General features: G+C 56.3%; 23 protein-coding genes and 2 pseudogenes. 9 read left to right on the top strand and 16 right to left on the bottom strand.

Features of this window, described 5'->3' with window-relative positions:
• Positions 1-194 precede the first annotated feature (194 nt).
• On the bottom strand, positions 195-1,406 hold the full coding sequence (locus V7730_RS17095) for an adenylate/guanylate cyclase domain-containing protein (RefSeq protein ID WP_335748803.1): 1,212 nt from the start codon (positions 1,404-1,406) through the stop codon (positions 195-197).
• Positions 1,407-1,691: 285 nt separating this feature from the next.
• On the opposite strand from V7730_RS17095, the gene V7730_RS17090 reads away from it, so the two are divergent.
• Entirely contained in the window at positions 1,692-2,231 is a 540-nt protein-coding gene (locus tag V7730_RS17090) for a hypothetical protein (protein ID WP_335748802.1), read from the top strand.
• Positions 2,232-2,577: 346 nt separating this feature from the next.
• Here the strand turns inward: V7730_RS17090 and V7730_RS17085 are convergent.
• The 7 genes and pseudogenes from V7730_RS17085 to V7730_RS17055 form a co-directional block, all read right to left on the bottom strand.
• A pseudogene (locus V7730_RS17085) lies at positions 2,578-3,366 on the bottom strand (SDR family NAD(P)-dependent oxidoreductase).
• 19 nt (positions 3,367-3,385) lie between these two features.
• Positions 3,386-4,474 carry a malate/lactate/ureidoglycolate dehydrogenase gene (locus tag V7730_RS17080; RefSeq protein WP_335748801.1) on the bottom strand — a complete coding sequence of 363 codons (1,089 nt, stop codon included), beginning with the start codon at positions 4,472-4,474 and terminating at the stop codon, positions 3,386-3,388.
• Between the two features lie 472 nt (positions 4,475-4,946).
• Positions 4,947-6,023: a tyrosine-type recombinase/integrase gene (locus V7730_RS17075; protein WP_335748800.1), complete on the bottom strand. Its 1,077-nt coding sequence runs from the start codon at positions 6,021-6,023 to the stop codon at positions 4,947-4,949.
• A gap of 286 nt (positions 6,024-6,309) precedes the next feature.
• Positions 6,310-6,972: a 3'-5' exonuclease gene (locus V7730_RS17070; protein WP_335748799.1), complete on the bottom strand. Its 663-nt coding sequence runs from the start codon at positions 6,970-6,972 to the stop codon at positions 6,310-6,312.
• A 140-nt stretch (positions 6,973-7,112) separates the two neighbouring features.
• Complete coding sequence (locus V7730_RS17065) at positions 7,113-7,658, bottom strand: YaeQ family protein (RefSeq protein ID WP_335748798.1); 546 nt, start codon at positions 7,656-7,658, stop codon at positions 7,113-7,115.
• 295 nt (positions 7,659-7,953) lie between these two features.
• Positions 7,954-8,556, bottom strand: a pseudogene (locus V7730_RS17060) (IS30 family transposase); the annotation flags it as partial.
• Positions 8,557-8,730: 174 nt separating this feature from the next.
• Positions 8,731-9,657 carry a LysR family transcriptional regulator gene (locus tag V7730_RS17055; protein ID WP_335748797.1) on the bottom strand — a complete coding sequence of 309 codons (927 nt, stop codon included), beginning with the start codon at positions 9,655-9,657 and terminating at the stop codon, positions 8,731-8,733.
• Positions 9,658-9,767: 110 nt separating this feature from the next.
• Between V7730_RS17055 and V7730_RS17050 the strand changes: the two genes are divergently transcribed.
• Entirely contained in the window at positions 9,768-10,721 is a 954-nt protein-coding gene (locus V7730_RS17050) for a glutathione S-transferase family protein (RefSeq protein ID WP_335748796.1), read from the top strand.
• Entirely contained in the window at positions 10,721-11,689 is a 969-nt protein-coding gene (locus tag V7730_RS17045; RefSeq protein ID WP_335748795.1) for a DMT family transporter, read from the top strand. The genes V7730_RS17050 and V7730_RS17045 overlap by 1 nt, the downstream gene beginning before the upstream one ends.
• Before the next feature lie 877 nt (positions 11,690-12,566).
• On the opposite strand, the gene V7730_RS17040 is transcribed toward V7730_RS17045, so the two are convergent.
• A complete protein-coding gene (locus tag V7730_RS17040; RefSeq protein WP_335748794.1) occupies positions 12,567-13,475 on the bottom strand; it encodes a LysR family transcriptional regulator in 909 nt (302 codons plus the stop codon).
• Between the two features lie 122 nt (positions 13,476-13,597).
• On the opposite strand from V7730_RS17040, the gene V7730_RS17035 reads away from it, so the two are divergent.
• Positions 13,598-14,257, top strand: a complete 660-nt coding sequence (locus tag V7730_RS17035) for an FMN-dependent NADH-azoreductase (RefSeq protein WP_335748793.1) — start codon at positions 13,598-13,600, stop codon at positions 14,255-14,257.
• Positions 14,258-14,486: 229 nt separating this feature from the next.
• Here the strand turns inward: V7730_RS17035 and V7730_RS17030 are convergent, their stop codons facing one another.
• Positions 14,487-14,708, bottom strand: coding sequence for a hypothetical protein (locus tag V7730_RS17030; RefSeq protein ID WP_335748792.1), 222 nt, complete (start codon positions 14,706-14,708; stop codon positions 14,487-14,489).
• Between the two features lie 272 nt (positions 14,709-14,980).
• Positions 14,981-15,895: a PhzF family phenazine biosynthesis protein gene (locus V7730_RS17025; RefSeq protein WP_335748791.1), complete on the bottom strand. Its 915-nt coding sequence runs from the start codon at positions 15,893-15,895 to the stop codon at positions 14,981-14,983.
• A gap of 86 nt (positions 15,896-15,981) precedes the next feature.
• Here V7730_RS17025 and V7730_RS17020 point away from each other — a divergent pair, with 86 nt between their 5' ends.
• The 3 genes from V7730_RS17020 to V7730_RS17010 all read left to right on the top strand — a co-directional run bounded on the left by V7730_RS17020 (position 15,982) and on the right by V7730_RS17010 (position 18,823).
• The gene (locus V7730_RS17020; RefSeq protein ID WP_335748790.1) at positions 15,982-16,911 is read left to right on the top strand and encodes a LysR family transcriptional regulator; all 930 of its coding nucleotides are present in this window, start codon (positions 15,982-15,984) and stop codon (positions 16,909-16,911) included.
• A 167-nt stretch (positions 16,912-17,078) separates the two neighbouring features.
• Complete coding sequence (locus tag V7730_RS17015) at positions 17,079-17,279, top strand: heavy-metal-associated domain-containing protein (RefSeq protein WP_335748789.1); 201 nt, start codon at positions 17,079-17,081, stop codon at positions 17,277-17,279.
• 314 nt (positions 17,280-17,593) lie between these two features.
• Positions 17,594-18,823, top strand: a complete 1,230-nt coding sequence (locus V7730_RS17010; protein WP_335748788.1) for an MFS transporter — start codon at positions 17,594-17,596, stop codon at positions 18,821-18,823.
• A gap of 246 nt (positions 18,824-19,069) precedes the next feature.
• Here the strand turns inward: V7730_RS17010 and V7730_RS17005 are convergent, their stop codons facing one another.
• The gene (locus tag V7730_RS17005) at positions 19,070-19,213 is read right to left on the bottom strand and encodes a hypothetical protein (RefSeq protein ID WP_335748787.1); all 144 of its coding nucleotides are present in this window, start codon (positions 19,211-19,213) and stop codon (positions 19,070-19,072) included.
• Between the two features lie 306 nt (positions 19,214-19,519).
• On the opposite strand from V7730_RS17005, the gene V7730_RS17000 reads away from it, so the two are divergent.
• Together V7730_RS17000 and cueR are read left to right on the top strand one after the other, a co-directional pair.
• Positions 19,520-19,678: a hypothetical protein gene (locus tag V7730_RS17000; protein ID WP_335748786.1), complete on the top strand. Its 159-nt coding sequence runs from the start codon at positions 19,520-19,522 to the stop codon at positions 19,676-19,678.
• A 127-nt stretch (positions 19,679-19,805) separates the two neighbouring features.
• The gene (gene cueR / locus V7730_RS16995; RefSeq protein WP_335748785.1) at positions 19,806-20,258 is read left to right on the top strand and encodes a Cu(I)-responsive transcriptional regulator; all 453 of its coding nucleotides are present in this window, start codon (positions 19,806-19,808) and stop codon (positions 20,256-20,258) included.
• Between the two features lie 153 nt (positions 20,259-20,411).
• Here cueR and V7730_RS16990 read toward each other — a convergent pair whose 3' ends face one another.
• From V7730_RS16990 to V7730_RS16975, 4 genes are all read right to left on the bottom strand, one after another.
• Positions 20,412-21,446 carry a 2Fe-2S iron-sulfur cluster-binding protein gene (locus V7730_RS16990; RefSeq protein ID WP_335748784.1) on the bottom strand — a complete coding sequence of 345 codons (1,035 nt, stop codon included), beginning with the start codon at positions 21,444-21,446 and terminating at the stop codon, positions 20,412-20,414.
• Between the two features lie 102 nt (positions 21,447-21,548).
• Positions 21,549-21,800: a glutaredoxin family protein gene (locus V7730_RS16985; RefSeq protein WP_335748783.1), complete on the bottom strand. Its 252-nt coding sequence runs from the start codon at positions 21,798-21,800 to the stop codon at positions 21,549-21,551.
• Positions 21,801-21,869: 69 nt separating this feature from the next.
• Positions 21,870-24,356, bottom strand: coding sequence for a heavy metal translocating P-type ATPase (locus tag V7730_RS16980; RefSeq protein WP_335748782.1), 2,487 nt, complete (start codon positions 24,354-24,356; stop codon positions 21,870-21,872).
• 927 nt (positions 24,357-25,283) lie between these two features.
• The gene (locus tag V7730_RS16975; RefSeq protein ID WP_335748781.1) at positions 25,284-25,598 is read right to left on the bottom strand and encodes a hypothetical protein; all 315 of its coding nucleotides are present in this window, start codon (positions 25,596-25,598) and stop codon (positions 25,284-25,286) included.
• Positions 25,599-25,742 lie beyond the last annotated feature (144 nt).

Raw genomic sequence — 25,742 nt, 5'->3', positions numbered from 1 at the left:
GCGAAAGCTGCACTGCGGCGTCGGTCCGCCCGATCAAAGGCGGCAATGGGCCGTTTGTGTCGATCGACATCAAGGGCGGGAACCGGACATTCGCTGCAAGTGCGAGGTGGGAGTGCGTCAACAGCGAGAGCTGACATTCACACTGCCGAGGAACTCAGCTCCTTTCTGCACCGCCGCAAGGCGGCTTGGCGCCCCTAGCGACCAAATGAGTACAGGGCAATTGGTTCTGCAAATCCGTGGATCTTATGTATGCCCCTCGGCACTGCTCCATCGCTGCAGTGCTTCACGAATGCCTCCGTGGCGACAACGTTTTCCCCAATATTCTTTGTCAGATTCTCGCAGCGACTCGCCAATCCCACGGCAGTGCCAGTAGCGGTGAAATCGAGCCGCTGATCAGTGCCGACATTACCGTAAATCACTTTCCCAACGTTGAGGCCGATACCAAAGGACACCATTGGACGCCCCGCCTCTGAGCGTATGCCATTTATTCGATCGAGCCGGTCAAATGCCTCTCTTACAGTAGCGAGGGCGGCGGCACACATTTGGTCCGGAGGTCTCGTGGCAGCGTCGAATGGAAAAATGGCTAGAACTCCATCACCAATAAATTTTAGAACTTCGCCGCCATGTTCAATCACCGCACCCGCAGTGCAGTCGAAGTAATCGTTCAATATGCCAATGTAATCTTTCACCGAAACTTCACTGGAAAGAGCGACTGAATTTCGCATGTCGCTGTAGAGCAAGGCGCAATCTATCTCGGTTCCGTCTCCCCGCGCTGTCTGCCCAGTCAAAACCCGCGAGCCGGAAATTCGCCCCAAATACCGGTCCAGCAACTCGGTTACCAACGTTCGATCAATCGCTACTCTGATGCAAGCGCACAAGGCTGGAAACAAGCTTCTGAGCCCCTCGATATCGGCTTGAGAAAAACCAGCATGCCACCGCGTGCAACAAGCAAGTACGGCACCCTTAAATTCAGACTGGTTGGTCGGCAAAGGCACTTCGGGTGGAGTGAAACTTCTGGAGAGACCGAGATAATGGGTGATGCCCTGACCAGCAAGACTCGGGAACATTGCAAACCGTTTTACGTCATCAGCATCTGTCAGTCTGGCGGATATGAACTTTTCTTCGGTAAGTGCCATGTGGCCAAACGGTGTGGCCAATACGTCTTCTCGGCTCAACTTTGTCGGAGGAGTGACTTCCAGGTGAACATTGGGCTTATCAGATTGCCAGATCAGGCTCGCCAGGCCAATTACCGGGTGTGCCATGCCTCGACCGACAACGATACGACAAACAGGGATACCCGCTGCGACCAGGCGTGATCCAAGTCCGCTAATCGTCGCGTCCAGTTCAGCATCTTCAATGGCTTGATCTAGCAACCAAGCACTAATTCTCTCAAAAACGCCTGACATTCTGGCACTTATTCCTTAGGTTTGCTCGGAACCGAGTATAGAAGCTGTTCATGAGAAATTGGAAGAAATAGTCAAACGGATGCTCCGTCCCGCATTGTGTAAGTCCACCTTTCGCGAATGCTGCGCTTTGCACGAATGGCCGGAATGCGAAAGCTACACCGCGGAAATCTGGGGCGCGATGAGTGGCCGCTCTGGGCCGTTCCCGGTATACTGGCTTGAAGATTTCACCTTCCTCACAATGTCGGTAGAAAAGATGCCGTGGAGAAACTGGAAGGGGCTCGAATCGTGACAAAGAACTGGACTGCGATAAAGGGGGCGTTGTCAGGGTTTTCCAGGGTACAGCTCGTGGGCCTTGTCCAGGACCTGTATCGCGCCGACCCGAAGAACCAGGATTTCCTGCATGCAAGATTCCTGGTTTCGGATGGGTGCACCGACCTTTCGCCCTACAAGAAGCGGATCAAGGCAGCCATCAATCCAAGCCGTTGGGACGCACCCATCAAATACCGCGACGCCCGACGCGCCATATCCGATTACAACAAGGCTAGGGGACAGCTCGGCGAAACGCTGGAGCTAATGTTTTACTACGTCAAATGCGGCAATGACGTCACGCTGGAGTTCGGTGATATGGATGAGACGTTCTACAACAGCATAGGGTCCATGTTTGGCTCAATCGTAAAGAAATTATCCGTGCAAGCCGACTCGGAACTGACGGCAACTTGGCTGGATCGGCTGGAGAAAGAACATCAACGCGTTGCCAATACCGGCTGGGGCTATGGCGACGAACTTGGTGGCTACGTCGAAGACCTCAGGTCTTCGCAAACATAGTTCCTATCCGGTCCGGTCAGTGCGGCGTCAACAGTGTCCACTCAGTACGACACAGATTTGTCCACCGCTCGGATTTGCGGCTGCGTCGAATGTCCGGAACGACGGGCCGCGGCGCAGCATCGGGGTCTGTGGCAGATGTCCGCAAAGGGCCGATATCGGCAGGGCGAGCGGCCACAATTCTGATTTAGAAGCGCGTAAAGGCCGATTATGAACACTAGTGTTCTGAATCCGACACAAAGTACCCTCTGCAGAAGCAATATGTGCGTTAATGGCTCTCGGGGTTCAAGATAAGCAATCTCGTTAAGCAGGAACCTTTTGTCGGACGGCGAACACTAGCGGAATATGACTATCTGTTGAGATGCATCCCGGCGTCGACTAGCAACAGTTCCCCAGTCACGTGGCGGGATGCGTCAGACAGGAAAAACAGAGCTGCATCTGCAATGTCGTCCGGTCCCTAGGCAACGCCCAGTGCCGTCCTGGCCTCGACCGCTTGAACCGTCTGGTTGAACGTATCTTCGTCCATCGCATCTTTGAACCAGCGTGTGCCAATGAAGCCGGGGCAAATGGCGTTGACGCGAATGGCAGGAGCAAGCGCGCGGGCCAGCGAAATCGTCATTGTGTTCAAGGCCCCTTTAGTAGCGGCATAGGCCACGGATGACCCGATCCCCTTGATGCCCGCGATAGAGGATGTGTTCAGGACACTGCTCGCGCGCTGCGTCGTTTCATGCGCAGCCACGAGAAGGGCTTTGGTGGCTTGGAGCATCAGGTAGGGGCCGACCACATTGACTTCGTAGGTGTCCATGAAATCGCCTTTTGTCAGCGCATCCAGATCAGAGTGATCGCGCGCATGGCGGGTGATCCCGGCATTGTTGACCAGAATGTCCAAACGCCCCCGCCGCGCGGCGGCATCTGCCAGTGCCCTGCATCCATCGGAGTCCGCGACATTAGCCTTCACGACTTCCACTTGTGACCCGGCCGCTCTACACAGATCAGCGGCCTCTTCTGCTTCTGCCGATGAACGGGAGAAGTTAATGATCACATCTGCGCCACGCTCTGCGAGCTTTACCGCAATTGAGCGGCCAAGGCCCGTGGCCGAACCTGTGACCAAAGCAATACGTCCATCGAGATCAGCCATTACAAATTCTTTCTTTAATCTACTTCGTTAATTCTTGGTCATGATCCGCAAGCGCACCCATCTGTGCCAGCGGCACGTTCGCTTTGATCGCTGCCTCGGTCAATTGCGCCACCGTCCCCGCATCCAGTGGTATCCCGTTGGCATGCCGGTCCCGCGCTGTTTTACGTTCTGGATCGCCAGGGAACTGAACTGCGTCCACACCGGGGGCCGGGGGGGATGATTTGACCCACTCTGCATACCGGTCCATGTCGATGCCGAAGGCTTCAGCCATGCCAAAGACATCGGGGTCGATCAAAATCGCCAGCATGTTGTTTGTGATGCTGCCTGGCATTTCGCGTGTCGGCAGATATGCACCTCCACCACTGAACGATCCGCCCAGAATGTCACCGAGCAGAGCCAATCCGAAGCCTTTGTGTTGGCCGAATGTCGTCAGTGATCCCCCCTTATCATCGAACATCACGGAAGGGTCATTAGTTGGATTGCCTTTGGCGTCGATTACCGAGCCATCCGGCACCTCCTTGCCGCTCAAGTTCGCGACACGCGCTTTGCCCATCGCGATAGTACTGGTAGCCATATCCAGCAAGAACATCGGGTTCTTGTCGGTCGCAGGGATTGCTGTGCAGTATGGGTTTGTCACGAACCGCGCATCGCTGCCGCCGAAGGGTGCCACGATGGGACGGGCAGATTGCACATTTGCGTAGATGATACAGATAAATCCAGCCTCCGCCGCCATCGCGCCCCAATCACCCAATCGCCCCAAATGAAAGCTGTTGCGCAGCGACAGCACAGCGAAATGGTTAGTCTGTGCGCGCTCGATCGCAAGGTTCATCGCCTGCTCCGCGACGATGTGGCCAAAGCCACGTTGACCGTCTACCAGCAGGAAAGGCCCCCTATCCTGAACGATCTCGACGTCCGCCTCCGGATTCAACTGCTGCGCGACAATGCCGTCCACATAGGCCGGGATCATGCCCACACCGTGGCTGTCGTGGCCCGTCAGGTTCGCATCCACCAGGCGCCTCGCAACCTTGCTGGATTTAGCTGTGTTCCCACTGGCTGAACCCAGAATGGAGGTCGCCAACTTGGTCAAGTTTTCGGCAGATATATTCATTTAAGCTTGCTTCCGTTCGATCATCAGAAATGTCATGCGCTATGATCATGCCTTCTTCTCAACTTCATGAAGCTATTTCAGTACTGAGACCTACTGGACGTCAAGGCGCTTTTGCAAAGTCTACCCTGCATAACACCCTCGTCTCCGTCGCACCTATGATCGATGAAGCCGTTGCCGAACTAACGTTCATTGAGCTTCACAAGAACTGAAATCAGCAATCTTCTATGGCCTAGGCGGGAGGTGAATTCCTGTCAGAGCAATGTGCGAGGCTCAACCGCTTCGTCGATAATGGAGTGCCACTCAGCCATCTGTGCCACAGTGTCCCGTTCAAACGCGTCCGTAGACCGGATTCCCTTTCTCATAAGGTACTTGCCAAAGCTCGGGACTGGCAAAGTAGGAGCAGAAAGGCGTTGCATGACGCGATAAAGCGCAAACAGCGAAAAAGCCTCTTGGGTCGTTTCAAGTGGCGGTGTCAGTTTTCGATACGGCCCAAGATCTCTTTGCAGGCGACCTCCATTGAGGGGCGAAGTGCATTCAGTGACGGCCGAGTGTATCTCTGCCCAGTGATCGACAGCGGTGTGTGATTGAGCAACCGCCCTACAATCTCCTCAAGAACCCCGGCTTCCATTGCAACCGTGGCAAATGTTCTGCGATGCATATGCGGGTTATACTTGAGCCTTTCCGGCTTTGTGATGTGCCCAACCACCGATTTTGGAGAAGGAAACACCCACTTTCGGCTGAAAGGACGCAACGGCGCTAAGATCTCATGATGCAACTGCAAGATCGGAAGGTCGAAACTTCGTCCGTTTTTGGTCATTGGCAGGTGAATATGATCTTCCTGAATACTACTCCACTGGAGAGTCAGCACCTCAGTTTTTCTTAGGCCGGTAAACAGGAGGAATTCATAGAACACGCGGTGTATCGGGTTGTTCAGATCGTCGATCGTTTGCCGCCACGCCTTCAAGTCATCAATAATACGGCCATCCGGTTTTTCCTCATACCATTCGATTGCCATAGTCGGGCACTCGGGCAGGTCGTAAGTCCGACGTGCATGGTTATAGATCGACCGAAAGGCGCGAAGCACATGATTGGCCCCGGACGGCATCTTTGCCAATTCCTGGTGGCGGCGAACAGCCATCGCTTTGCTAATCTCATCCAGCGGCAATCGTATCCAGTCTTTCAAATGCAGTTCCAGCTGCCTTCGTATCCCACTCTTATGGACCTCAGAGCGCAACTTTGGCCGCGCCAAGTAGACTTCCATCGCGGCTTCAAGCGTAGGCGCGCCTATCTGCGCCGCCTTCCCTGCCCCTCTGCCCATCTCCAGAGCAAACCCAAGTGCAGTCTGCCGTGCAGCCTGTGCTGAGATCGTTGGGAACCGGCCAATCAGAATGCGTTTGGTCTGACCGCCTACGTCTTTCTGAAAGTACCAGGTCTTGGAACGCTTCCCTACAAAGAGCACCAGCCCCTTGATTTCGGAGTCCCAATACTTGTCGGTTCCCGCTCTCGCATGCGGTAATTTCCGCGCAAACGTCTCTGATAGCTTGGGCATAATACTGTCTGCTTTTTGTCGGTTTCAAACTGAATGCTGGTACTATTCAGAACATCAGGAGGAACAACAAAAGTCAATGAATAGAATGACTAAGGATGACAATGAAACAGCAGGAAACTTAGGAGCTTTGTTTGGAAAACTGGGGTCTTAACCATTACACAACGCCCTCTTACGAAATGGTGTATATTTCATGGGCTTAAGGGCGTCAAGACATCGATGGGCAACGTTTCGCTAACGAGCACAAACGACTGCAACAAACAGCCCAAGCCGCACCTTAACAATCTACTCAAATGCTGCGGTGCAGTTTCGCCAATCCGGCCATTCGCGGCTGGTCTCCTGAGCGATTTTCAAACTGAAACGCCAGCTGGCGATTGATATTGAGGTGGGACAACGGCATGCCTAGAACGTCTTCTGCCCTCAATATGACTGTGGCTGAGGCACGCGCGTCTTCCCCAGCGTCATGGTGATGAAACTCAAGCCCAAGGTGCTTTTTGAGGTTTGCAAGACCATGCCCGCCGGCTCCTTTCAACGCGGGCCATGCCTGACGGGCAACTGTGACGCTGTTGGTCCAATGTGACGTTATCATTGGCAAGCCATACCGCGCGCAAGCGGATGTTAGGGCCTTTTCATCAAATGTGCTGTGCTGAACGAGGCTGTGTGTGTTCAAAAGGTCAAACAAAGCCGCATAGACCTCTGGAAATGTTCCGGCGCCCGCAACAGTATCGGCTGAAATCCCATGCAGTTCGGTATTGAACGGCTCAAATGGTTCCTCGGGTTCGATCAATACTGAATAGGTCTGAACAGCCCCTGTGTTGCTAACAAAGCAAAGCCCGATCTGGCATATACCGGAGATCGTTTTGCCCGCTGTTTCGACGTCCAATGCGATAAAACGAAAAGGCCCGGCGGGCGGCGTCTTGAGATGTCCAAATCTGTTCAACACGTCCACCATTCGCTGTCCTACATTTGTGGAACTATCTTACCCGGCGCTGCGATGCAGCTTGTCCCTCGCGATCTTTGGCACGTCAGATCTAATGAATGCGGGGCGTCACAAAGCATTTTAATGCTTTGGATACTGTACAGACAATTTAACTACGCGGCATTTTTCCATTCGATCGGGGTCACGTAGACGATGCGATCGTCTACCCCGACCATGACTTCGCCATCCTGAATATTTACCTGCACCTTCATCGAGCGATTTACCAGCTCGCCAAGATCACGGGTCTCTTCTTGCGAAAAATTCATGACCTGAAGATTATCAAAACGAGTAGTGTTGTTTTTGAGCTTTTCCCACCACATCTCAGCGGTCCTGCCACCGTAACTATAGACGATCACCTTGCTGCCTTTGCCACAGGACTGACGCACAACCTTCTCGCTCGGAAGGCCCAGAGCCACCCACAATTCCAGCTCGCCACTCAGGCTTTTCTGCCAAATGTCCGGCTCATAATCCGTTGAAAGACCCTTGGTCATTTCCAGTTGCTCATGGGCATTCAGAGAAAAGGCGAGGATACGCACCATCAGTCTTTCATCCGTCTCCGAGGGATGTTTTGCCACAGTTAGTTTGTGTGTCTCATAATAATGGCGATCCATATCGGAGACGGAAAGCTCAACTTTGTAGATGGTAGATTTTTGCGCCATGACATGCTCCAGAATTGCGAAGATAGTCGTGCCTAATGCGTCTGGTGACTTTCCGAAAGCACTTTAAAAGTTTGCGTATACTTGGCGGGACACTAGGTATGGCCAAGTTGTGTGACTTGCAGGAGCTGGATGGTTGGTTCGTTTGAGGTAACTACATTCAAGGCCAAAGCTAAAGCATCGGGTACATTGAAATCACGACCCCGACAGATATGATCCACGATCACGCTGCGCGGGTCCGGTCGTTAGAAATTGTCGGTGATGTCTTGACCCAACTGCTTGCGCATAAAAAGGTGGCCTAATCCTGCGTGCGGGTTTCGACACTTCCGGCCCTTAGCTGCCGTTCATCCCATTGACGAGGACGTTCGTTGAGTTGCCTCGCGATTGCGCTGAGTTTCGCCTGAGAATGGATGGATAAGTCGGTTCCTCTTGGCAAATACTGCCTCAATAGCCGGTTGGTGTTCTCGTTTGATCCACGTTGCCACGGTGACTGCGGGTCGCAGAAGTAGACATCAACATTGGTTGCCAATGTGAAGCGCGGATGGTCTGCCAGCTCTTTACCGCGATCCCAGGTCAGAGATTTGTATAGCTCACGGGGCAGCTTCTGAGCCGATTTGATTAGCGCGGTAACAACACTCTCGGTGTCCTTGTTCGTGACTTTCACCAACATCACATACCGTGAATGTCGCTCAACAAAGGTCGCGATGTAGCTGTTCTTGGACCCACCAATCAAGTCACCTTCCCAGTGGCCTGGAACAGCTCGATGCTCCACGGATGCAGGCCTTTCGCTGATAGACACAGCATCTTTAATCTGGCCATTGCCGTTGCGCTTCTGGCTGGCGTGCTTGGAGCGCCTCACCGTCCGTTTTGCACGCAGATGCTCCAGGAGTTCCTTCTTCAGGACAAACCAGACCCCCATCATAGCTGCCCCGATACCTGTTATGGCAGCCGGATCTGCTGTTGGGCAAAAGGTCAATTTCTGGAGGTTTGGGCAGTTTGCAGGGCAAATTGAGTGAGCCCGTTACGGGCAGCGAGCAAACATGGATAATCGGCAGCTTGTGCCATCTGATCTCTCTCACAAATCATGCAGACGCGCTTCACGGTCCCAGTACGGGGTTTTGCTGCCAATCTGGTTGACCAGATAATCTATGAAGGCGCGAACTTTTGCGGGCATGTGGTGCCGCTCGGGAAATACCGCGAACAGTGCTTGTTCGGGCATCGGGTAGGAAGGTAGCAGTCGCTCCAGACTACCTGCAGCAATAAACGAACCCGCGATAAAGGTCGGCAGCCGCCCGATGCCCAGCCCATCCACCAACGCCGTGCACAACGCTTCGCTGTTGTTGACACTCAGAGAGCCGCTTGTCCGTACGCGCGTTTCACCATCTGGGCCAAGGAACGCCCAATCCAGCGGGCCTCGGGAATAGGCGTAATGCAGGCAATTGTGGCTTGCCAGATCTTCGGGCTGCATCGGCGTTCCGTGTTGGGCGAGGTAGGACGGTGCTGCAACAATCACGCTGTAGATTGGGGCGAGTCGTCGGGCAATCAGCGCCGAGTCTGGCATGGTGCCCGCGCGGATCGCCATGTCGTAACCGGCTTCAACCAGATCAACGACCCGATCATCCATGGTCAATTCAAGCCTGATGCCCGGATTGTCTGCCAGAAAATCCGCCACCAGCGGAGCGATGTGCAAGCGCCCGAATGACATAGGTGCGCTGATTTTAAGCTGTCCGACCGGCTTGTCTTGTAACGCCGCCACCGCGTCTTCGGCGTCTCGAGCGGCGCCGAGGGCTTGTACAGCATGCGCCAAATAGATTTCACCCGCCTCTGTCAGTGAAATGCTGCGTGTAGATCGATGAAATAACTGAGTTCCCAGCCGCGCCTCCATGGCCGAGATACGCTTGCTGACTGCGGATTTTGTGACCCCCAATTGGCGAGCCGCCGAAGCAAAGCCCCGGGTCTCTGCGACCGCGACGAACACGGGGATGGCACCGATCTCAGTCAAATTACCCTCGATTTGGGTGAGATTTTCTCAACGATAAGTCCCCCACATACTCAATTATCTTAGTTTTGGAAACCCTCTAGATTAGTTGCAAGACAGTGAAGGAGACTCAGATGCCCAAAATGCTGATCAATGGTGAATTGCGTGACAAGCCTGCGCAGACCGACGGGCGGTTCTACAGGATGCCCAGCGGCTTTCGCGCCCGCATCGACGCCAGTTTAGGCGCAACATACCCGGCGGCGTTGAATCGCTATCATCTATACCTTTCAAAGGCTTGCCCGTGGTGTCACGGTGTGGATCTGGTCCTGTCTCTCAAGGATCTTGCAGGCGCGATCAGCATCACGTGGATGGCCCCGATCTCCTCCGAGGACGGCTGGGTGATCGAACAGTCAATTTTTGATGCGAACGATGGCGTTCCGCGCGACCATTTTCTGTATCAGGTCTACCAGCGGGCTGCGCCCAACTACAGCGGCCCAATTTCGGTGCCGGTTCTACTTGATAAATCCACGGGAGAAATTGTCAGCACCGAGTCTGCTGGCATCATGCGAATGCTCAATTCAGCCTTCACCGACATCGGTACGACAGGGCCAGACCTTCACCCCGCTGCACTGGCGGATGAGATAGGCCAGATCGATGACATGATCCAAGCGCCAATCCGAGAAGGTGTTTATCGCGCGGGTTTTGCAACATCGCAAGCTGCGTATAATGCTGCGGTGATCGTGCTGTTTGAGGCGCTCGACAGCATCGAAACCCTGCTGGAACAGCGGCGCTATCTGGCGGGGCCGGTCCTTACCGAAGTCGATCTGAAGCTGTTTCCGACGCTGCTGCGGTTTGATCCAGTCTATGTCACCCATTTCAAAACGGATCGGAAGCGAGTCGCAGATTACCCCGCGTTGAGCAGGTATCTTGCCGACATCGCGCAGTATCCCGGCGTGGCAGCGACGATCGACTTGCCGCATATCCGCACCCACTATTTCCAGAGCCACCGCCACATCAATCCAACGGGCATAATACCCATCGGGCCAGAACCGCAGGTCATGACCGTTTCGACAAAAGGAGCGGTCTAATGCCCGCCGCTGTGAGAAATTTGCCGCCCGTGGTGTTGATCATCGTAATTGGTGTGCTGGTGGGGATCAGCTTCGCTCTCTCAAAGATCGCCGCCATGGCAGGGGTGCCGCCCTTCGTCGCGCTTTTCCGACAGCTTTTGGTGGCAAGCCTGTTGCTGCTTGTGGTGGGCATTGCAACCGGGCGGCGCTTGCCACTGACGCGCCGGCATCTGGGGTACTATTTAGGTGCCGGCATTCTCGGTGTCAGTGGACCGGCGCTGATTGGTTACACCGTGCTCAGCCATATCTCTGCCGGTTTCTATTCGGCGCTTGTGACGCTTTCGCCGCTGTTTACATTTGCCATCACCGCTGTGGTCGAGCGACGCATGCTGCCTATGCATCGTCTTGTAGGAATTCTTGTCGGACTTGGCGGTGTCAGCATCGCCACGCAGAGCGGCTTTGACCATGATGGCACCGCGCTGGTCTGGATTGTCATGGCGATGGCCGGCCCGCTGCTACTTGCATCGGGCAATGTCTTTCGCAGCCGGGCCTATCCGCCACAGGGTGATCCGATGATGATGGCAACCGGGGCGCTCTTGTCGCAGCTCGTGTTGATATGGCCGGTGCTGGCGCTGTCGGGCGCGGCGCACTCTATACCCAGTATTGCCGCTGGACCTGAGGCCGCCATTATCGGAGTCGGGCTGATAACCGCGGCCAGCTATGTTCTGACCTTCGAGGTCCAGCGCCGGACCGATGGCGTAGGATTTGCGCAGGTCGGTTACTTTGCCACGCTTTCCGGAATTGGCATGGGCGCGCTTGTCTTTGGCGAGTCCATTCGCCCCGTACTCATGATATCTCTTGCCGTTTTGTTTCTCGGGCTCGCTATATCGAACGGACAAGTCAAACGACCCACGCAATTATGGGGTCAGCTTCTGACCCTGGCCGCCCGTTGGATACCAGGCATCCGGGGCCACCCCGGTGCGCGCTGAGCATCAACTAGCTTACATTCAATCAACCAAAAGAAAGTAATCCATGTAAATCACAGCGAGCAACACCACGCCTCACACCACGCTGATCGCAGACCTTTATTGAGCCGTCGACGCGATGTGCGCCGCAAGCGTGGTCAGCCACGTGACCGAAGACGTGACCTTTCGTCTCGGCAATTTTGACACCTGGTTGGTCGAAAACCTGTCGAACAGGCCAATGCGTCCTTCTTTGAAACCATCGCAGCCATGCGGCAAACAATCACCGGTATCTGGTCCAACGGTGATAAGGCGTAGTGCACCGGGTCGGTGCACTACGCGCGCAAAGACCAAAGCGAGTACGAGGTGCCCTTTGCCACACGCTTGTTGATACGCGCCTCTAAAATCGTAGACTATCAGGTTTACGTCGACATTTCGGGCCTGTATTTTATTTGCCTGCCTTTCGGCGGTGTTGGCCGCTGAAGGGCAGGCATGGTGTTATGTCTGCGGGGGCTTCAACTAAGTAGCTTCCGAACAGATAGATTTCAGTTCCGTATGGGCGCTTTGAAGGGCTGCAAGCGGTCGCTCAAACCAAGCGCAGCATTCGGTAATATGGGCTCGAAGAAGACATTCGCTGCGCCGTTTACGAAGGTCCGGTTGTCCGAACAAGGCGACGGCGTTCGAGGTTCTCTCGTGTCAGTTTAGAACCTTGCCCGGTTGTCTAGCGCCCCTAGATAACTGGCTACGGGTCCTTCCCAGCACTTTGGGCCTGTCGCGGGGGGGCGCAGAGCCCGGAGTTTCAGGCATTTTTGGATTTTGCCCTAAACACTCATATTGCTGGGGAAGGGTTCTCAACTGGGGCCGGATACCGTCTGATCGGGAGGTAGGTTACGGTAGCAGTTCCTCAGTTTTGTTGCTGGAGCCAGCCCAACAGATGCTCCAAACGATCCTTATTGGGATGAGTGGATAGGAACACTGCCCAATAGGTCAAACCGGGCAAGGCGATGTCCGACAGTTGCACAAGCTGGCCGACTTTCAGCAAATCTGCCACCAGATGCTGCGAGGCCAGAACCGCGCCCTGACCGGACATAGCGGCATCAATCGCGTGTATCTCTTCGGAAAAACTCTGAGGCACGGTGGACAGTGGTGCTTTGACGCCTGCATGGGCGTGCCAGCGGTCCCAGCTGGGCGCGTTGCTTGAATCGGATTTCCACCGATATTGAAGCAAGGGGAGCGCCAGGATGCCATCCGACGTCAACGGCTGCATCGTCTTAACCAAGCCAGGCGCGCAAACCGGTATTATCGCGTCATCAAACAGCCGGTGCCATTGCGCTTGGCCGTAAGGGTGTTGGGCATAGCGGATCGCCATGTCGATGTTTGTCGCATGCAGGTCTGCAGGCAGGTCTGTGGCTTCGACCGTGATGGTCAGGCCTGTTTCGGCGCGCAGAAGCGGCAAACGCGACATTAGCCAGCGACTGGCAAAGGCCATGGTGACCGACAGGCGCAGCGGCGCTTCGTGGGCGGTGGCGGTGGCGGTGGCGGTGGCGGTGGCGGTGAGCAGATTAATTGTGCCTGCAATTTGGTCCAGCGCCGTGCAGAGAACTGGAAAAAGATTTTCCCCGGCCGTAGATAATCGTACTGGACGTGGAAAGCGGCAAAACAATTCCACCCCCAGGATCGCCTCGAGCTGCCGCACTTGATGACTGATTGCGGTTGGCGTCAGGCCAAGTTCGTCTGCAGCACGAGCGAAATGCAAATGCCGCGCGGCAGCCTCGAAGGCGCGTAGGGCATGCAGGGGAGGAAGATTGCGCATGGAATCCTCATAAGGTGAATCTTATTCACCTTATGCTTGAAATATTCGCTTTGGCCAAGGATTTTGACGGCTGGTAGCCATTACCTCGACAGGTTCCTAACGAACCCTGAAAGGTGAAAACTATGACAACCCTGCTCCGCATCGACGCCAGCGCTCAGATGGAAGAACGATCCTTGACGCGCAAGCTGACAACGATGTTCACGACCGAATTCCTACAGGCCAATCCAAGCGCAAAGGTGATCATCCGCGATGTCGGGCAGTACCCCGTTCCGGCGATTGATCACCCCTTTATTCACGCGGCCTTTACCCCGCTGAACGCGCGCGAAGACTGGATGGCCGAGCGGCTTTTGCTATCGAATACGTTAATCGATGAGGTTGAGGCAGCAGATATTATAGTTTTGGGTGCGCCGATGTACAATTACGGGATGCCAGCCGCCTTGAAAGGTTGGATTGATCAAATCGCACGGATAGGCCGGACCTTCTCGTTTAACTTGGAGCGTGGGGATGTCCCGATCGAGCCAATCCTGAAGGGGAAACATCTTGTAGTGCTTTCATCGCGCGGCGAGTTCGGATTTGAACACGGCGGGCCTCGGGCACACATGAACGCGCTGGACCCCGCAATCGCAGCATGCGCCCACTACTTTGGCGTTGACGCGTCGGACATCCATACAGTCGCCATCGAATACCAAGAGTTCAAGGATGCGCGTCATGACCGCTCAGTCATTGCGGCAGAAAGAACGACGCGCGAACTGGCTCTGCGGTTTGCCAAAACTGCTAGATAGCCTATCCTAGCTTTCCCATCCGTTTGACTTTTGGCCATTGATTGGCGTTTGCATGTCGCCCCGACTATCTCAGTTGGGATTCCTGGACACAGTTGGTTGGGGCGATAAGGATCAGCGGGATAGCAAAATGCGCTTTCGCAGGACGTAGTTCAGTCGGTCAACGGTAGCGGAACTCGTCCCCAAGTGAGTAAAAGTTCCGCTGGCATGGTGATCAGTCACCATGAATATCTTACTTGCTGGAGCGGGCAACATTTCCGTGCCAGTCTTCGATAAGATCGATGCTGCCAGCAGGTTGCTTGGCCGCTTCGGGATCATTTGCAAAGATGGAGAAGGCCAGGCTCAAGGCTGCAAAGAGCGTAAGAATGAAGATGACCCGAAGGGTGTCGTCATTTAGATTTCCCTGATGCTCACGCACGATCGGGCCGCTGTTTTTGGGATTTGAAGTATACATGTGATGTTTTCCAATTTTGATAGGGTGGATTGGACAGAGATCAGCAAAAGCTGACCTGCATTGATGACGGTAGATCTTTGCGTCAGGCCCAAGAACAAACAGGAGTGAGCTTTTGGAAACTGACCAAAATCAGCCTGTCTTCGGGATAAACTTAGTTCAGGTTTGGGCAGCGGAGTGCGCTGGCATAACAGCCTTTGCTGAAATCCTGTTCTTTGTCTGGATATGAGAAGCAATTTTCATACTGCTCGAAGCTTGACAGATGCCCAAGTAACTCAGGTCAGCAAGATCTTCATTTCACGCATTGAACGGCCGTAACCTCCGGCCATGAGGCTAGTAACCTTGCCATCCGCAGCCGTCTCAAGATCGACAGTGATCAAACTCGGGGATGCAGGCTTCATAAAGTGCCCTTGTGCGACCTTCAGGTGGGTCTCTTTGATATGCATAATGTCATGCAGATAACAGGCAAGGGGGCCAGCTGCCATGCCGGTCGCGGATTCTTCTGGAATGGCATAGCGGGGCGCAAACATCCGGGTTGTGGCAACGGTTTCAGCGCTATCTGGCGACATCGCAAAAAGATAGTAACCAATCAGGTCAAGCTTGTCACTGATCTGATTAATTGCGTCCTGATCGGGGGCAACGCCTGCCAGAATGGTGTCGCTCTTGACTGGGATCACGATGAAGCTGTTTCCGGTATTCACAAGCATTGGCTCGCAGCCAACGATCAAATCGTTGGTATGCAGACCGATCGAACTCAGCACGTCTTGTAGCACAACACCGGAAGCCCCCCAAGCATCGGAACTTTGGTACGTGGGTGCGAGTTGTTCCATAAATGCCTGTTGATCCTTGATGATGATCTTTCGCAGGCCGTCGACTGTCATCTTGGATGTTTCACCTTGAGGCACCCGACCGGTCTGCGCCAGATAAGAAAATGCGGCGATGGTTGCATGGCCGCAATGGGCGATGCGCCGGTTTGCTGTAAAGAAATCAAGCTTGAAGTCAGCTTGGTCAGACGATGAGACGAAGGCAGTTTCCGAAAGTCCAATTTTTGTTGCGACCTCCATCATCTGATCTTCGCTCAGCCCGTCAGCATCAATCACGACACCGGCGGGGTTCCCACCCTCACCGCCAGCGACGAACCCATTTACGACATGAGCGGTTATTTCATTTAGTTTATGTTGAATGTTCATTACTGTATTCCTCTATTTGTGTTTTATATAGCTACAAATATCGGCATTACTGATGAAGAAGGTTCATAAATACATGAAGGATCATCATGATTGATAGCAGGAATCAGGCTCTACAGAAACTGGCCGCTGCCGCGTCGCTTCTCGAAGCAATTGCGCGAACTGAGAGCTTTACCAAAGCCGCCCAGGAGCTTGGCATCCAGCAATCTGCCGTCAGCCACAAGTTGCGCTCAATTGAAGCCGTGCTGGGATTTGCGCTGTTCACTCGGACAACCCGCAAAGTGGTCCCGACGCATCAGGGTGCTTTGATCTGCACGGCGTGTCGGGTTTCCACCGAAGCCATTTCATCCGCCCTCAACGAAGCAACGCGGTTGGGCGAAGTGCAAAACACGGTTCTCTCAGTATCCTCTTCACTCGCAATGAAATGGCTGGTGCCAGCAATGAAGCGCGCGCAAGAGCGCGAACTTAAAATTACACTGAACATAGATGATCAGTTAACGGTATTGGGTCAAAAAGGGATGCCTCATGCGGCTATAAGATTTGGATCCGGTCCTTATGCGGGCTTCCATACAACGCTGCTTTGCAAATGCCATGTCATGCCCGTGGCCCACAAAAGACTAGCGAAATCCTTGCGTCCCAAAGCGGGGAAGCGGAGCGTTTTACTGCGCGATATCACTGCCGAAGAGGATGGGACGGGCATGACTTGGGAAAACTATCTGGCGGACGACTTTGAGGCGGCTCGTTTCGACCTGACAATGAAGTTCAGCCGGTCAGATGTTGCGTTGCAGGCCGCCATTGCTGGTTTGGGGCATTCCCTTGGAAGAACACTATTGGTGGAAAATGATCTAGATGTGGGCTTGGTTTCGCTTTCTGGACCGATGGTTGCCATCAAGTCGCGATACTGGCTTGTGACCACTGCAGACTTCGCAGCCACAAAAGCGTTTGGAAGATTGGAGGAATGGCTGCATTCGGAAGTGAGGCGAAGCAAAATTTTACTTGATAGCCATATGCCTCCGTAGTGGCTCCCTCCTAGATTGGACGCTTAATCGCGGGTCATCGTAGGGTAACCGTCTGCATTAGGAATCTGGCCAGACGAGGCCAGAAAGATTCTGAGAAATTCCCTCTTGACCCTCCAATGCTGGGAACGCCCAAGTCTTGCTTTGCCAATCAATCAAAGGAGGCGAACATGCAATTCCACATCGAAAATATGACCTGCTCCGGCTGTGCCCGGAGCGTGACCAAGGCGATCCAATCGCTCGACAAGGGCGCGGTGATCAAGGCGGACCCAGAGAACCACAAGATCAACGTCGAAACCTCGGCCGCACGCGCCGAGATCGAGGCCGTTCTCGTCGAGGCGGGCTACCCCGCCGCGCGCGAAGCCGCGTGACAAATTCTGGCGGTGCCGCGCCTCTCTATCGCGTTCCTCGGGACCGCCCTAACCTCCGCACTCGGTCTCTGCTTCAAGTGCAGATCACCGCGGCCAGCTCTGGTGCCTACGGGCAGTCGGATCAGACCCAAATCCACCCGACCGGACATTAGGGAACTGAGACAGCAAGGGATGGGCCACTACGCAAGCGAGTGGCCCATCCGAACGACAAACGAAAACTTGCTGCTGAGATCCAAGGTTTTTAATTAGTATGGCTCGTTGGATGGGACTTTTGATCCTGTTTCACGGCACGTCCGTCAAATAAGGAGACACCTATGTCAGACCCAATCGCCATCCCACCCCGTCAAAACTGGACCGTCGTAATATTCGGCTTTCTGGCATTGTCGCTGGCGTTCTCAAGCCGTGCGGCTCTCGGGCTGATCATGCCAGTTTGGCAAACGGAGTTCGGCTGGACCAGCAGTTACATATCAGGTGTGGGCGCTGCGGCTCTAATCGTGATGGCAATTGTCGCACCCTTTGCGGGCCGCATGGTAGATCGGCGCGGCTCACAATTCACCCTCAACCTTGGCATGGGATTGCTGGGGATCGGCTGTGCAATCGTTGCTCTGATGAATGGAAAGCTGATGTTCATCTTGGGATTTGCAGGTTTTTGCGCCGTTGGTTTTGGCATTGTCGCAACCCATGTGGTTGCTACCGCAGTCACGCGTAGCTTTTCCGCAAATCAAGGTTTGGCTACAGGTATCGGCACATCCGGTGCGACGGGCGGTCAGTTCCTGATTGTGCCGATGATCGCTGCATTGCTGGCCTTCGCAAGCTGGCGCTGGAGTTTTGGTGCATTGTCATTGGCCAGCCTCGCGCTGATCCCCTGTATTCGTATGAGCATGCGGGCAGATGTCCCGTCAGATAACACGGTTGAACCCGATGAAGCGCCTTCAAGCATGATACAGGATTTTGCTGTGATCGTGCGCCAACCTGCGTTTCATCTTCTGTTTTGGAGCTTTCTAATCTGCGGGTTCACAACGACTGGCGTCATTGAAACACATCTCCTGCCATTCGCATCGTTTTGTGGATTTCCACCCGTTCCCAGTGCCACAGCCTACGGACTTCTGTCGCTCGTCAATCTGACGGGCATGATCGCAGCGGGATGGTTAACCGACCGCGTGAACCGCCCGATGCTTTTGGCAGCGATCTACTTGCTGAGGGCGCTGACATTTATCTTGCTCGGCAGTCTTCCGGGAATGTCTATCGAGATGCTGTTCCTATTCGCGGTTCTCTTTGGCGCTGTTGACTATTCCACCGTGCCTGTGACTGCCAGCTTGGTGGCCAGTCATGTCGGGGTCAAAATGATGGGACTGGCGATGGGAGTTATAGCTGCCGGTCACGCATTGGGTGGGGCGATGGGAGCTTTTGTAGGGGGATATGTCTTCACCACGACAGGAAGCTATGATCTCGTTTGGACTGGCTCAATCTGGTTGGCTGTCGGCGCAGGTTTGCTCGCGCTGTTCTTGAAGGCACAGCCAGCAAACAAAATGGTGCTATCCTGAAAAACAGTCGTTGGTGCCGGAGCAGCGAAAGCTCACTTTGTCTACACTGCTGACCTCTGTGCGCAGCGCAACTAATGGCCGGTTCCCGCCCAAATGGACTTCGGTTCGATCCGAAAAGGCCCCGCCGAGTCTAACCTCTTGCAGAGTCCTCCAAGTACGTCGCCCACCAGTGGGCCAGCCTCACCCTCTCCTCACAGTGCTCGCCCCTCGCATAGGCCAGGCGCACTTCGCTTTTCTCGACGTGGGCTAGGCGCGTTTGATTGCGTCGGGGTTCCAAAGGCCGCTTTCGTTGGCGAGCGTCGAAAAGGATGCGCGGAAGCCGCGCGCGGTCATTTCTTCGCCAGAGTGTCCCATGCGGCGCAAGGCGGCGTTAAGGGTGTTTTCGGACATCGGGCGGGTCCAAGTGCGCAGCTATGGGAACAGATAATCCCCAATATTGTTCATTGTGCGCAGATGGCCCAACAGCGCAATCGCTTGATCCGGAAGGGGCACATTGTGGTTCCTGACGGTTGGTCACCGCGCAAAACGTCGGACGGCACACCGCATCTCATAATACATATTCCGGACGGTTGATCCGGAATGCATGATCAAACGCAAATCCGAATAGTTTCCATGCTGGGCCACTCAAAAACGCTCGTTGCTGGACACCTCCCACTTCCACTGTGTGAAAACCGACATTTATGCACGGCGCGCACGGTGGCCGATCCCCTCGAAGACTATTACGTGAACGAAATTCTTCCCCTTCTGGAAAAGGACAGGGCATTGCAGGCGGTCACCCTGTTGCGCCATCTTCAAAGTGAGCATCCATTGGACCGCAATATGAGCATAGCCGTGTTGAATGTCAGCGAGAACTGACCTGTACTGGGCAAGTTCATGGCGACCTTCAACATTCTTGCGCCAGAAACTTCTTGACCCTCCAATGGTGGGAGGGCGTACGGAAAGAGTTGAACTCGGCCTGGCCGGAACCGAAAGGAGCGACGCAATGAATATTGGCGAAGCATCAAAGGCGACAGGTATCTCTGTTAAGATGCTGAGATATTATGAAGAAATTGGTCTCGTTCGACCCGCTCTGCGGGCGAACTCTGGCTATCGTGTCTATCCCGACAAGAGTATCGCGACGCTTCGCTTCGTTCGTCGGGCGCGTGATCTAGGGTTCCAGGTGAAGCAGATCGCAGCTCTGCTGGATCTCTGGCAAGACGGGAGCCGGGCCAGCGCCGACGTGAAGTCACTGGCCATGGACCATGTTCGTGAATTGGAACAGCGGCGTCGAGAGCTGGACGAGATGATCGGCACGCTCGAACACTTGGCACATCACTGCCAAGGCGACGCGCGGCCCGATTGCCCAATCCTGACCGGCCTCAGCGCCGAAGAGGTGGTACCGCCGAAGGCCGCGCGTAAGAAATCGTCGCGACGGAGCTTCGCGGTCGCTGGTTGACTTCAATCGGCTGACGGATTCGGACCGCGCCAACTCGGACGGAACGCCACGAATATATTGAAGACCCCTTTCGGCCGACGGTCTGGTTGCACAGACGGAAATGCGGAGTTCTCGGAGGTATCAAGCCTCGGGGAACTCCGTCTTTGCTGCAACTCAGCCAGCCGCTGTAAGTCCCACAGTTTCAGTCTTAGTCTCCGGGGTGAAGAACACGTCGGCATGCAAGTCACCCCGCTGAAGGCCCTGGGCAAGAACGACCTCCGTCAGAGCGTCGATCATGACTGGCGGACCCGCCGTGTAGCACTTCCACCCGTCCAGGTCGTCGTGATCGGTCCGGACAGCAGTATGCACTAAACCCACGCGCCGCGTGGTTGGCGCGGACGGAGAAGACAGCACTGGCGTCACCGTCATGTCCCCGTGCTGTTCGGCGAGTTTGGTGAGACGTTCAAGGCCATAGAGGTCGTATTCGTCCCGCCCGCCGAAATAGACGTGGATTGGCTGCCGCATGCCCTGCGCAACCACGCTCTGAAGGATTGACAGGATCGGCGCGAGGCCGGACCCTCCTGCCACGGCAAGGATCGGCCCAGTGTGTCCGAACCGCAGCTGTGCTGAGCCGCGCGGGCCCGTCAGGCGGACCCGGTCGCCGGGCCTTAGTCGATCATGGATGGCTCCCGAGGTTTGTCCGCCGGGAACGCGACGAATATGGAACTCGAGCTCCTCCGCACATGTCGCGTTCGCCATCGAGTAATCCCTGGCAGGCACGCCGGGTAACGCAAGCGTTGCATATTGGCCGGGCGCGAAATCGAGAGCCGGGCCAGCCACCTTGAGTCGAAGACCAAGGATATCATGCGTGAGAAGCGCTACACCCACGACTTCGGCGTCAGCCTCGCGAAGAGGGTGGCTGTCCGTCTCGTCTTCATCCCCCAGCCAGACAACGCTCACAGGTCCCTTCGGCACCGCGCGGCACGCAAGGATAAGGCCCCCATCTCTATCTTCAGGTGTGAGGGCGAAGCGCGAGTGGTCGATGAGTTCGACCTCCCCGCCAGACAGACGCGACTTGCAAGATCCGCAACGTCCGGACTTGCAGCCGTGCGGGTAGTCGATGCCCTCGGCCAGCGCTGCCTCAAGGATTGTCTGTCCGTCCGGCACCTCTATGGTCCGACCGATGTTGAGAAGAGTGACTTCAGGCATTTGTGGATACTCCGTTGCAGTAAAATGTGCACGCTGGGGCGCAAGTGACGATGCCGGTGCCGCTCGCCGCTGCACCGGCGCAAAGCCTTTTGGTGACGGAGGTCATGTCCCCACCTTCCTCAGGCGGGCCTCAATCCGGGGTTTCTGGCCCTCGAAGGTGCCGTAGGTGAACCAGTCGCCGATCTCGGTGATCGGCGCGACGCGCACGCCGAAGCGGCGTTTTGCATCATCCATCACCGTCTGGTCGGTGAGGTCGCGTTCGATGAAGTCGATACTGTTGCGCACCAGCCAAGCCTTGAGCGTACGGCAGTCCGGGCAGGTCGGGGTCGAATAGACTATAACGGTATTGGTCATGGGAAGTCTCCTCGTGTCGGACGGGGTGGGATTGGGGGCGTCCCCGGCTTGGCCGGGGACGCTGGGACATCAGCTCGTGGCGCCGTTGGCCTCTCGCATCGGTGCGGCGAACCGGCGCAGCCGGAGCGCGTTGCCAAGAACGAAGACCGACGACAGCGCCATGGCACCAGCCGCGAAGACCGGCGACAGAAGAATTCCCGATACCGGCCACAGCGCCCCGGCGGCGACCGGGATGAGTGCCGCGTTGTAGGCGAAGGCCCAGAACAGGTTCTGCCGGATGTTGCGCATCGTCGCCCGGCTGAGCGCGATGGCGTTCGGCACACCCTTCAGGCTGCCTGACATCAGCACCACGTCGGCGGCTTCGATAGCGACGTCGGTGCCGGTGCCGATGGCGAGGCCGACATCGGCTTCTGCCAGGGCCGGAGCGTCATTGATGCCATCGCCAATGAAGGCCACGGAGCCGAGCGCCTTGAGCCGCTTGATCGCTGCGACCTTGCCGTCGGGCAACACCTCGGCCACCACCTCGTCGATGCCCAGCCGCCGTGCAATTGCGTTCGCCGTGCGCCTGTTGTCGCCAGTGATCATGGCGACCTTCAGGCCGAGGTCGTGCAGCGCTCGGATCGCCTCCGGCGTGGTCTCCTTGATCGGATCGGCCACCGCGATGATCGCGGCCAGACGACCGCCGATCGCGGCATAGAGCGGCGACTTGCCCTCGTCGCCAAGGCGCGTGGCGATGTCCGCGAATGCACCAGCATCATGGCCGAGCTTCGCCATGTATCGGTCCGCTCCGATCTCGACGCGGATACCGCCCGCCTCGGCAGTCACGCCGAAGCCGGTCACGCTGTCGAAGGCCGAGAGCGTCGGCAGGGACAGACCCTCGGCCTTGGCCGCTTCGACAATGGCGCGGGCAATGGGATGCTCGGACTTGGCCTCGACGGCCGCGATCCGCGACAACACTTCAGCGCGGTCAAACCCATCCGCGAGGACGAGGTCGGTCAGCGTCGGCTTGCCTTCGGTCAGCGTGCCGGTCTTGTCGAGCGCGACCACTCGTGCGCCTTGCAGACCCTGAAGCGCATCGCCCTTGCGGAAGAGGACGCCGAGTTCTGCCCCGCGGCCTGTGCCGACCATGATCGACGTAGGCGTGGCAAGACCCATGGCACAAGGGCAGGCGATGATAAGCACGGCAACGGCATTTACGAGACCGAAGGTCAGCGCCGGATCGGGCCCAAAGAAGAACCACACACTAAAAGTCAGCGCGGCGAGCGTCATGACGGCTGGTACGAACCACATGGTGATCTTGTCCACGAGTCCCTGGATCGGCAGTTTAGAGCCTTGCGCCTGTTCGACCATGTGAATGATCTGCGCAAGCATCGTGTCGTCGCCGACGGCCGTGACGCGGAAGGCGAAAGCACCCGTCTGGTTGACAGTGCCGCCCGTCACGGAAGCGCCTGCGGACTTGGCGACCGGCAGCGGTTCGCCGGTGATCATCGACTCGTCGATCCAGCTCTCACCCTCGATCACTTCGCCGTCCACGGGGACACGCTCGCCGGGGCGCACTTCGATTATGTCGCTAGAAGCGACGTCCGAGACCTCGATCTCAGCGACACTTTCGCCGCGCCGCACGCGGGCGGTCTTGGCCTGCAACCCCACGAGCCGCTTGATCGCCTCGGAGGTGCGGCCCTTTGCCCGTGCTTCGAGGACGCGACCGAGGAGGATCAGGGTCACGATGACGGCAGCCGCCTCGTAGTAGACGTTCACCGTTCCCGCGGGCAGCAGAGCCGGGGCGAAGGTCGCGATCAGCGAATAGGCATAGGCAGCAAGCGTGCCAACTGCGACCAGGCTGTTCATGTCGGGCGCCGCGCGCAGCAGCGCCGGGATACCCTTTCGGTAGAAGCGGATGCCGGGGAAAGCGAGCACAAGCGTGGTTAGCCCGAACTGGATCAGCCAGCTGGCCGTCATGCCGATGGTCGATGCGATCAGGTCGTGCATGCCCGGAATGACATGGCTGCCCATCTCGAGCAGGAAGACTGGTGCAGTAAGGCCGGTCGCAACCGCAAGGTCGCGCGACAGGATGCGGCGCTCTTCTTCTTTCTTTGCCTCTGCCTCTGCATTGGCGGCCCCGCTCCGATCCACAGGGTGTGCCTCGTAGCCCACGTCCGCGACCGCGGCAATTAGTATGGTGGCGTCGACGCTGCCCCTCACGGTCGCCCGTTCGGTGGCGAGGTTCACGGTCGCCTCGGTCACACCTAGTACTGCGCGCAACGCACGCTCGACGCGGCCCACACAGGACGCACAGGTCATTCCGTCGATCGCGAGCTCCACGGTCGATGCCGTCACCGTGTAGCCTGAGTCCTCGACTGCGCGGACCAGAGATCCTCGCCCGACAGGTTCGGCGAGACGGATATCAGCCCGCTCGGTGGCGAGGTTGACGCTGGCATCGAGGACGCCTGCTACGGCCTTCAGGGCCCGTTCGACACGGCCGACGCAGGAGGCGCAGGTCATGCCCTCGATGGGAAGAGAGACGGTCTCCCGGGTGAAACTGGTTGGCGCATTCATGGCTGATTCCCTTTGGGTTAGTGGTGATGCGCCAAGACATGAGGTCTCCCATGATAGGAGGGTCAAGCGATGATTTTTCTCTTTCTGCGATCGCGTGGCACAGCCTCGCGGGGGCGCGTTCGATTAACCGTCTGCATTAGGAATCTGGGCCTACGGGCAGTCGGATCAGACCCAAATCCACCCGACTGGACATTAGGGAACTAAGACAGCAAGGGATGGGCCACTCGGCAAGCGAGTGGCCCTGTCTGACGTCAGCGCTTGTGGGTCCGCGCCCGCCTGATCTGCCCACGATCTGCCCCGCGCCCCGTGCTGAATTGCGCGGGGCCTTTCCGTTTGGGCAATTCGTAAACGGTAAACCGTAAACCATAACGCCCGCCGGCGTGACCCGTCCGCCTGATCTGCCCCGGCCATGCCAGTACATCCCGTTGCCATGCGCGGCGAACGGGCGATTCGGGGTGTCGATTAGACGGGGGCAGGGCGACAGGCGGACGGGGTGACAGGGTGACACGGGGGCCGAACAAAGCGGCGGGGGCCGGGGTTGTCTGATGCCAGTTTAGAACCCCGCGCGGTTATCCACCTGCTATTGAGAACCATGTGCATCTGGCTTCGGGTCCCTCCCAGCACTTCGGGCCTGACGCGGGGGGGCGCAGAGCGTGACGTCTAACAGTTTTCTGAAAATCGTCTTAGTCACTTATGGCTCGTGCGCCTAATAGTTGGTTTTGATGTTTCTGCGTTTAGGCAGAAATTGGATTTGTCATTTGGTGGCACGCGGTAAAGGACGCCCTACCTGTCCAACTGGGTTTGAAAGACATCCGCCTACGCCGTTGCGGGAACTGCGCAAAATGCCAGCATTACGATAAGGGCGAAGGCCGCAAATATCCATTTCTTATGTTTGGTCAAATGCCTGTTCTCCGTTTTTGATGCGCCTCATAGTGATTGCAGATGCCCTTGATCAGGTGCTTCGTAATGGGCGGCGCAGGCCTCCTCCTGCCCGCGAATGACGCGTTTGTCGTCAAGTGGGCCACCATGTTCTGTGACAACGGTGACTTGTGCTTCAGGCTGATCAGCGCGTTCAAAATAGATCACCACCCAGTCTCGGGCTTTTCCGAAGCGATGCGCAGTCGGGCTGTTTGAAAAGAGTGCGGTAAATTGCCATTCGTCCCGTTCAGTATGCAGGATCGGCAGACGCGTACCGCCAGTCGGATTGAACCGGCGCGGTTTGATCGTGGGCAGTTTCTCCACATTGCTTTGATAGATCTGATCAACCGCAAGAATGTCAGCGATGGACGGTTGTTGTCGATCCCTTGGGGCCTGCCTTGGCCGTCTGCGCGCCTGAAGTGGTCCTGCTTTTTAGGACAGTTTTGCGGCTTGGCTAAGATGCATCTG

This window comes from Sulfitobacter sp. (genome assembly GCF_036961165.1).
GTDB lineage: Bacteria > Pseudomonadota > Alphaproteobacteria > Rhodobacterales > Rhodobacteraceae > Sulfitobacter.
This window is presented reverse-complemented; position numbering and strand designations above follow the sequence as displayed.

Excerpts from the sequence above, each read along its gene's own strand:
- V7730_RS16980 (WP_335748782.1), bottom strand. The coding sequence starts at position 24,356 with ATGAATGCGCCAACCAGTTTCACCCGGGAGACCGTCTCTCTTCCCATC.
- V7730_RS17035 (WP_335748793.1), top strand. The coding sequence starts at position 13,598 with ATGACAACCCTGCTCCGCATCGACGCCAGCGCTCAGATGGAAGAACGA.
- V7730_RS16985 (WP_335748783.1), bottom strand. The coding sequence starts at position 21,800 with ATGACCAATACCGTTATAGTCTATTCGACCCCGACCTGCCCGGACTGC.
- V7730_RS16990 (WP_335748784.1), bottom strand. The coding sequence starts at position 21,446 with ATGCCTGAAGTCACTCTTCTCAACATCGGTCGGACCATAGAGGTGCCG.
- V7730_RS17015 (WP_335748789.1), top strand. The coding sequence starts at position 17,079 with ATGCAATTCCACATCGAAAATATGACCTGCTCCGGCTGTGCCCGGAGC.
- cueR (WP_335748785.1), top strand. The coding sequence starts at position 19,806 with ATGAATATTGGCGAAGCATCAAAGGCGACAGGTATCTCTGTTAAGATG.
- V7730_RS17075 (WP_335748800.1), bottom strand. The coding sequence starts at position 6,023 with ATGCCCAAGCTATCAGAGACGTTTGCGCGGAAATTACCGCATGCGAGA.
- V7730_RS17065 (WP_335748798.1), bottom strand. The coding sequence starts at position 7,658 with ATGGCGCAAAAATCTACCATCTACAAAGTTGAGCTTTCCGTCTCCGAT.
- V7730_RS17095 (WP_335748803.1), bottom strand. The coding sequence starts at position 1,406 with ATGTCAGGCGTTTTTGAGAGAATTAGTGCTTGGTTGCTAGATCAAGCC.
- V7730_RS17045 (WP_335748795.1), top strand. The coding sequence starts at position 10,721 with ATGCCCGCCGCTGTGAGAAATTTGCCGCCCGTGGTGTTGATCATCGTA.
- V7730_RS17005 (WP_335748787.1), bottom strand. The coding sequence starts at position 19,213 with ATGTCCGAAAACACCCTTAACGCCGCCTTGCGCCGCATGGGACACTCT.
- V7730_RS17025 (WP_335748791.1), bottom strand. The coding sequence starts at position 15,895 with ATGAACATTCAACATAAACTAAATGAAATAACCGCTCATGTCGTAAAT.
- V7730_RS17070 (WP_335748799.1), bottom strand. The coding sequence starts at position 6,972 with ATGGTGGACGTGTTGAACAGATTTGGACATCTCAAGACGCCGCCCGCC.
- V7730_RS17010 (WP_335748788.1), top strand. The coding sequence starts at position 17,594 with ATGTCAGACCCAATCGCCATCCCACCCCGTCAAAACTGGACCGTCGTA.
- V7730_RS17050 (WP_335748796.1), top strand. The coding sequence starts at position 9,768 with ATGCCCAAAATGCTGATCAATGGTGAATTGCGTGACAAGCCTGCGCAG.
- V7730_RS17040 (WP_335748794.1), bottom strand. The coding sequence starts at position 13,475 with ATGCGCAATCTTCCTCCCCTGCATGCCCTACGCGCCTTCGAGGCTGCC.
- V7730_RS17030 (WP_335748792.1), bottom strand. The coding sequence starts at position 14,708 with ATGTATACTTCAAATCCCAAAAACAGCGGCCCGATCGTGCGTGAGCAT.
- V7730_RS17020 (WP_335748790.1), top strand. The coding sequence starts at position 15,982 with ATGATTGATAGCAGGAATCAGGCTCTACAGAAACTGGCCGCTGCCGCG.
- V7730_RS17080 (WP_335748801.1), bottom strand. The coding sequence starts at position 4,474 with ATGAATATATCTGCCGAAAACTTGACCAAGTTGGCGACCTCCATTCTG.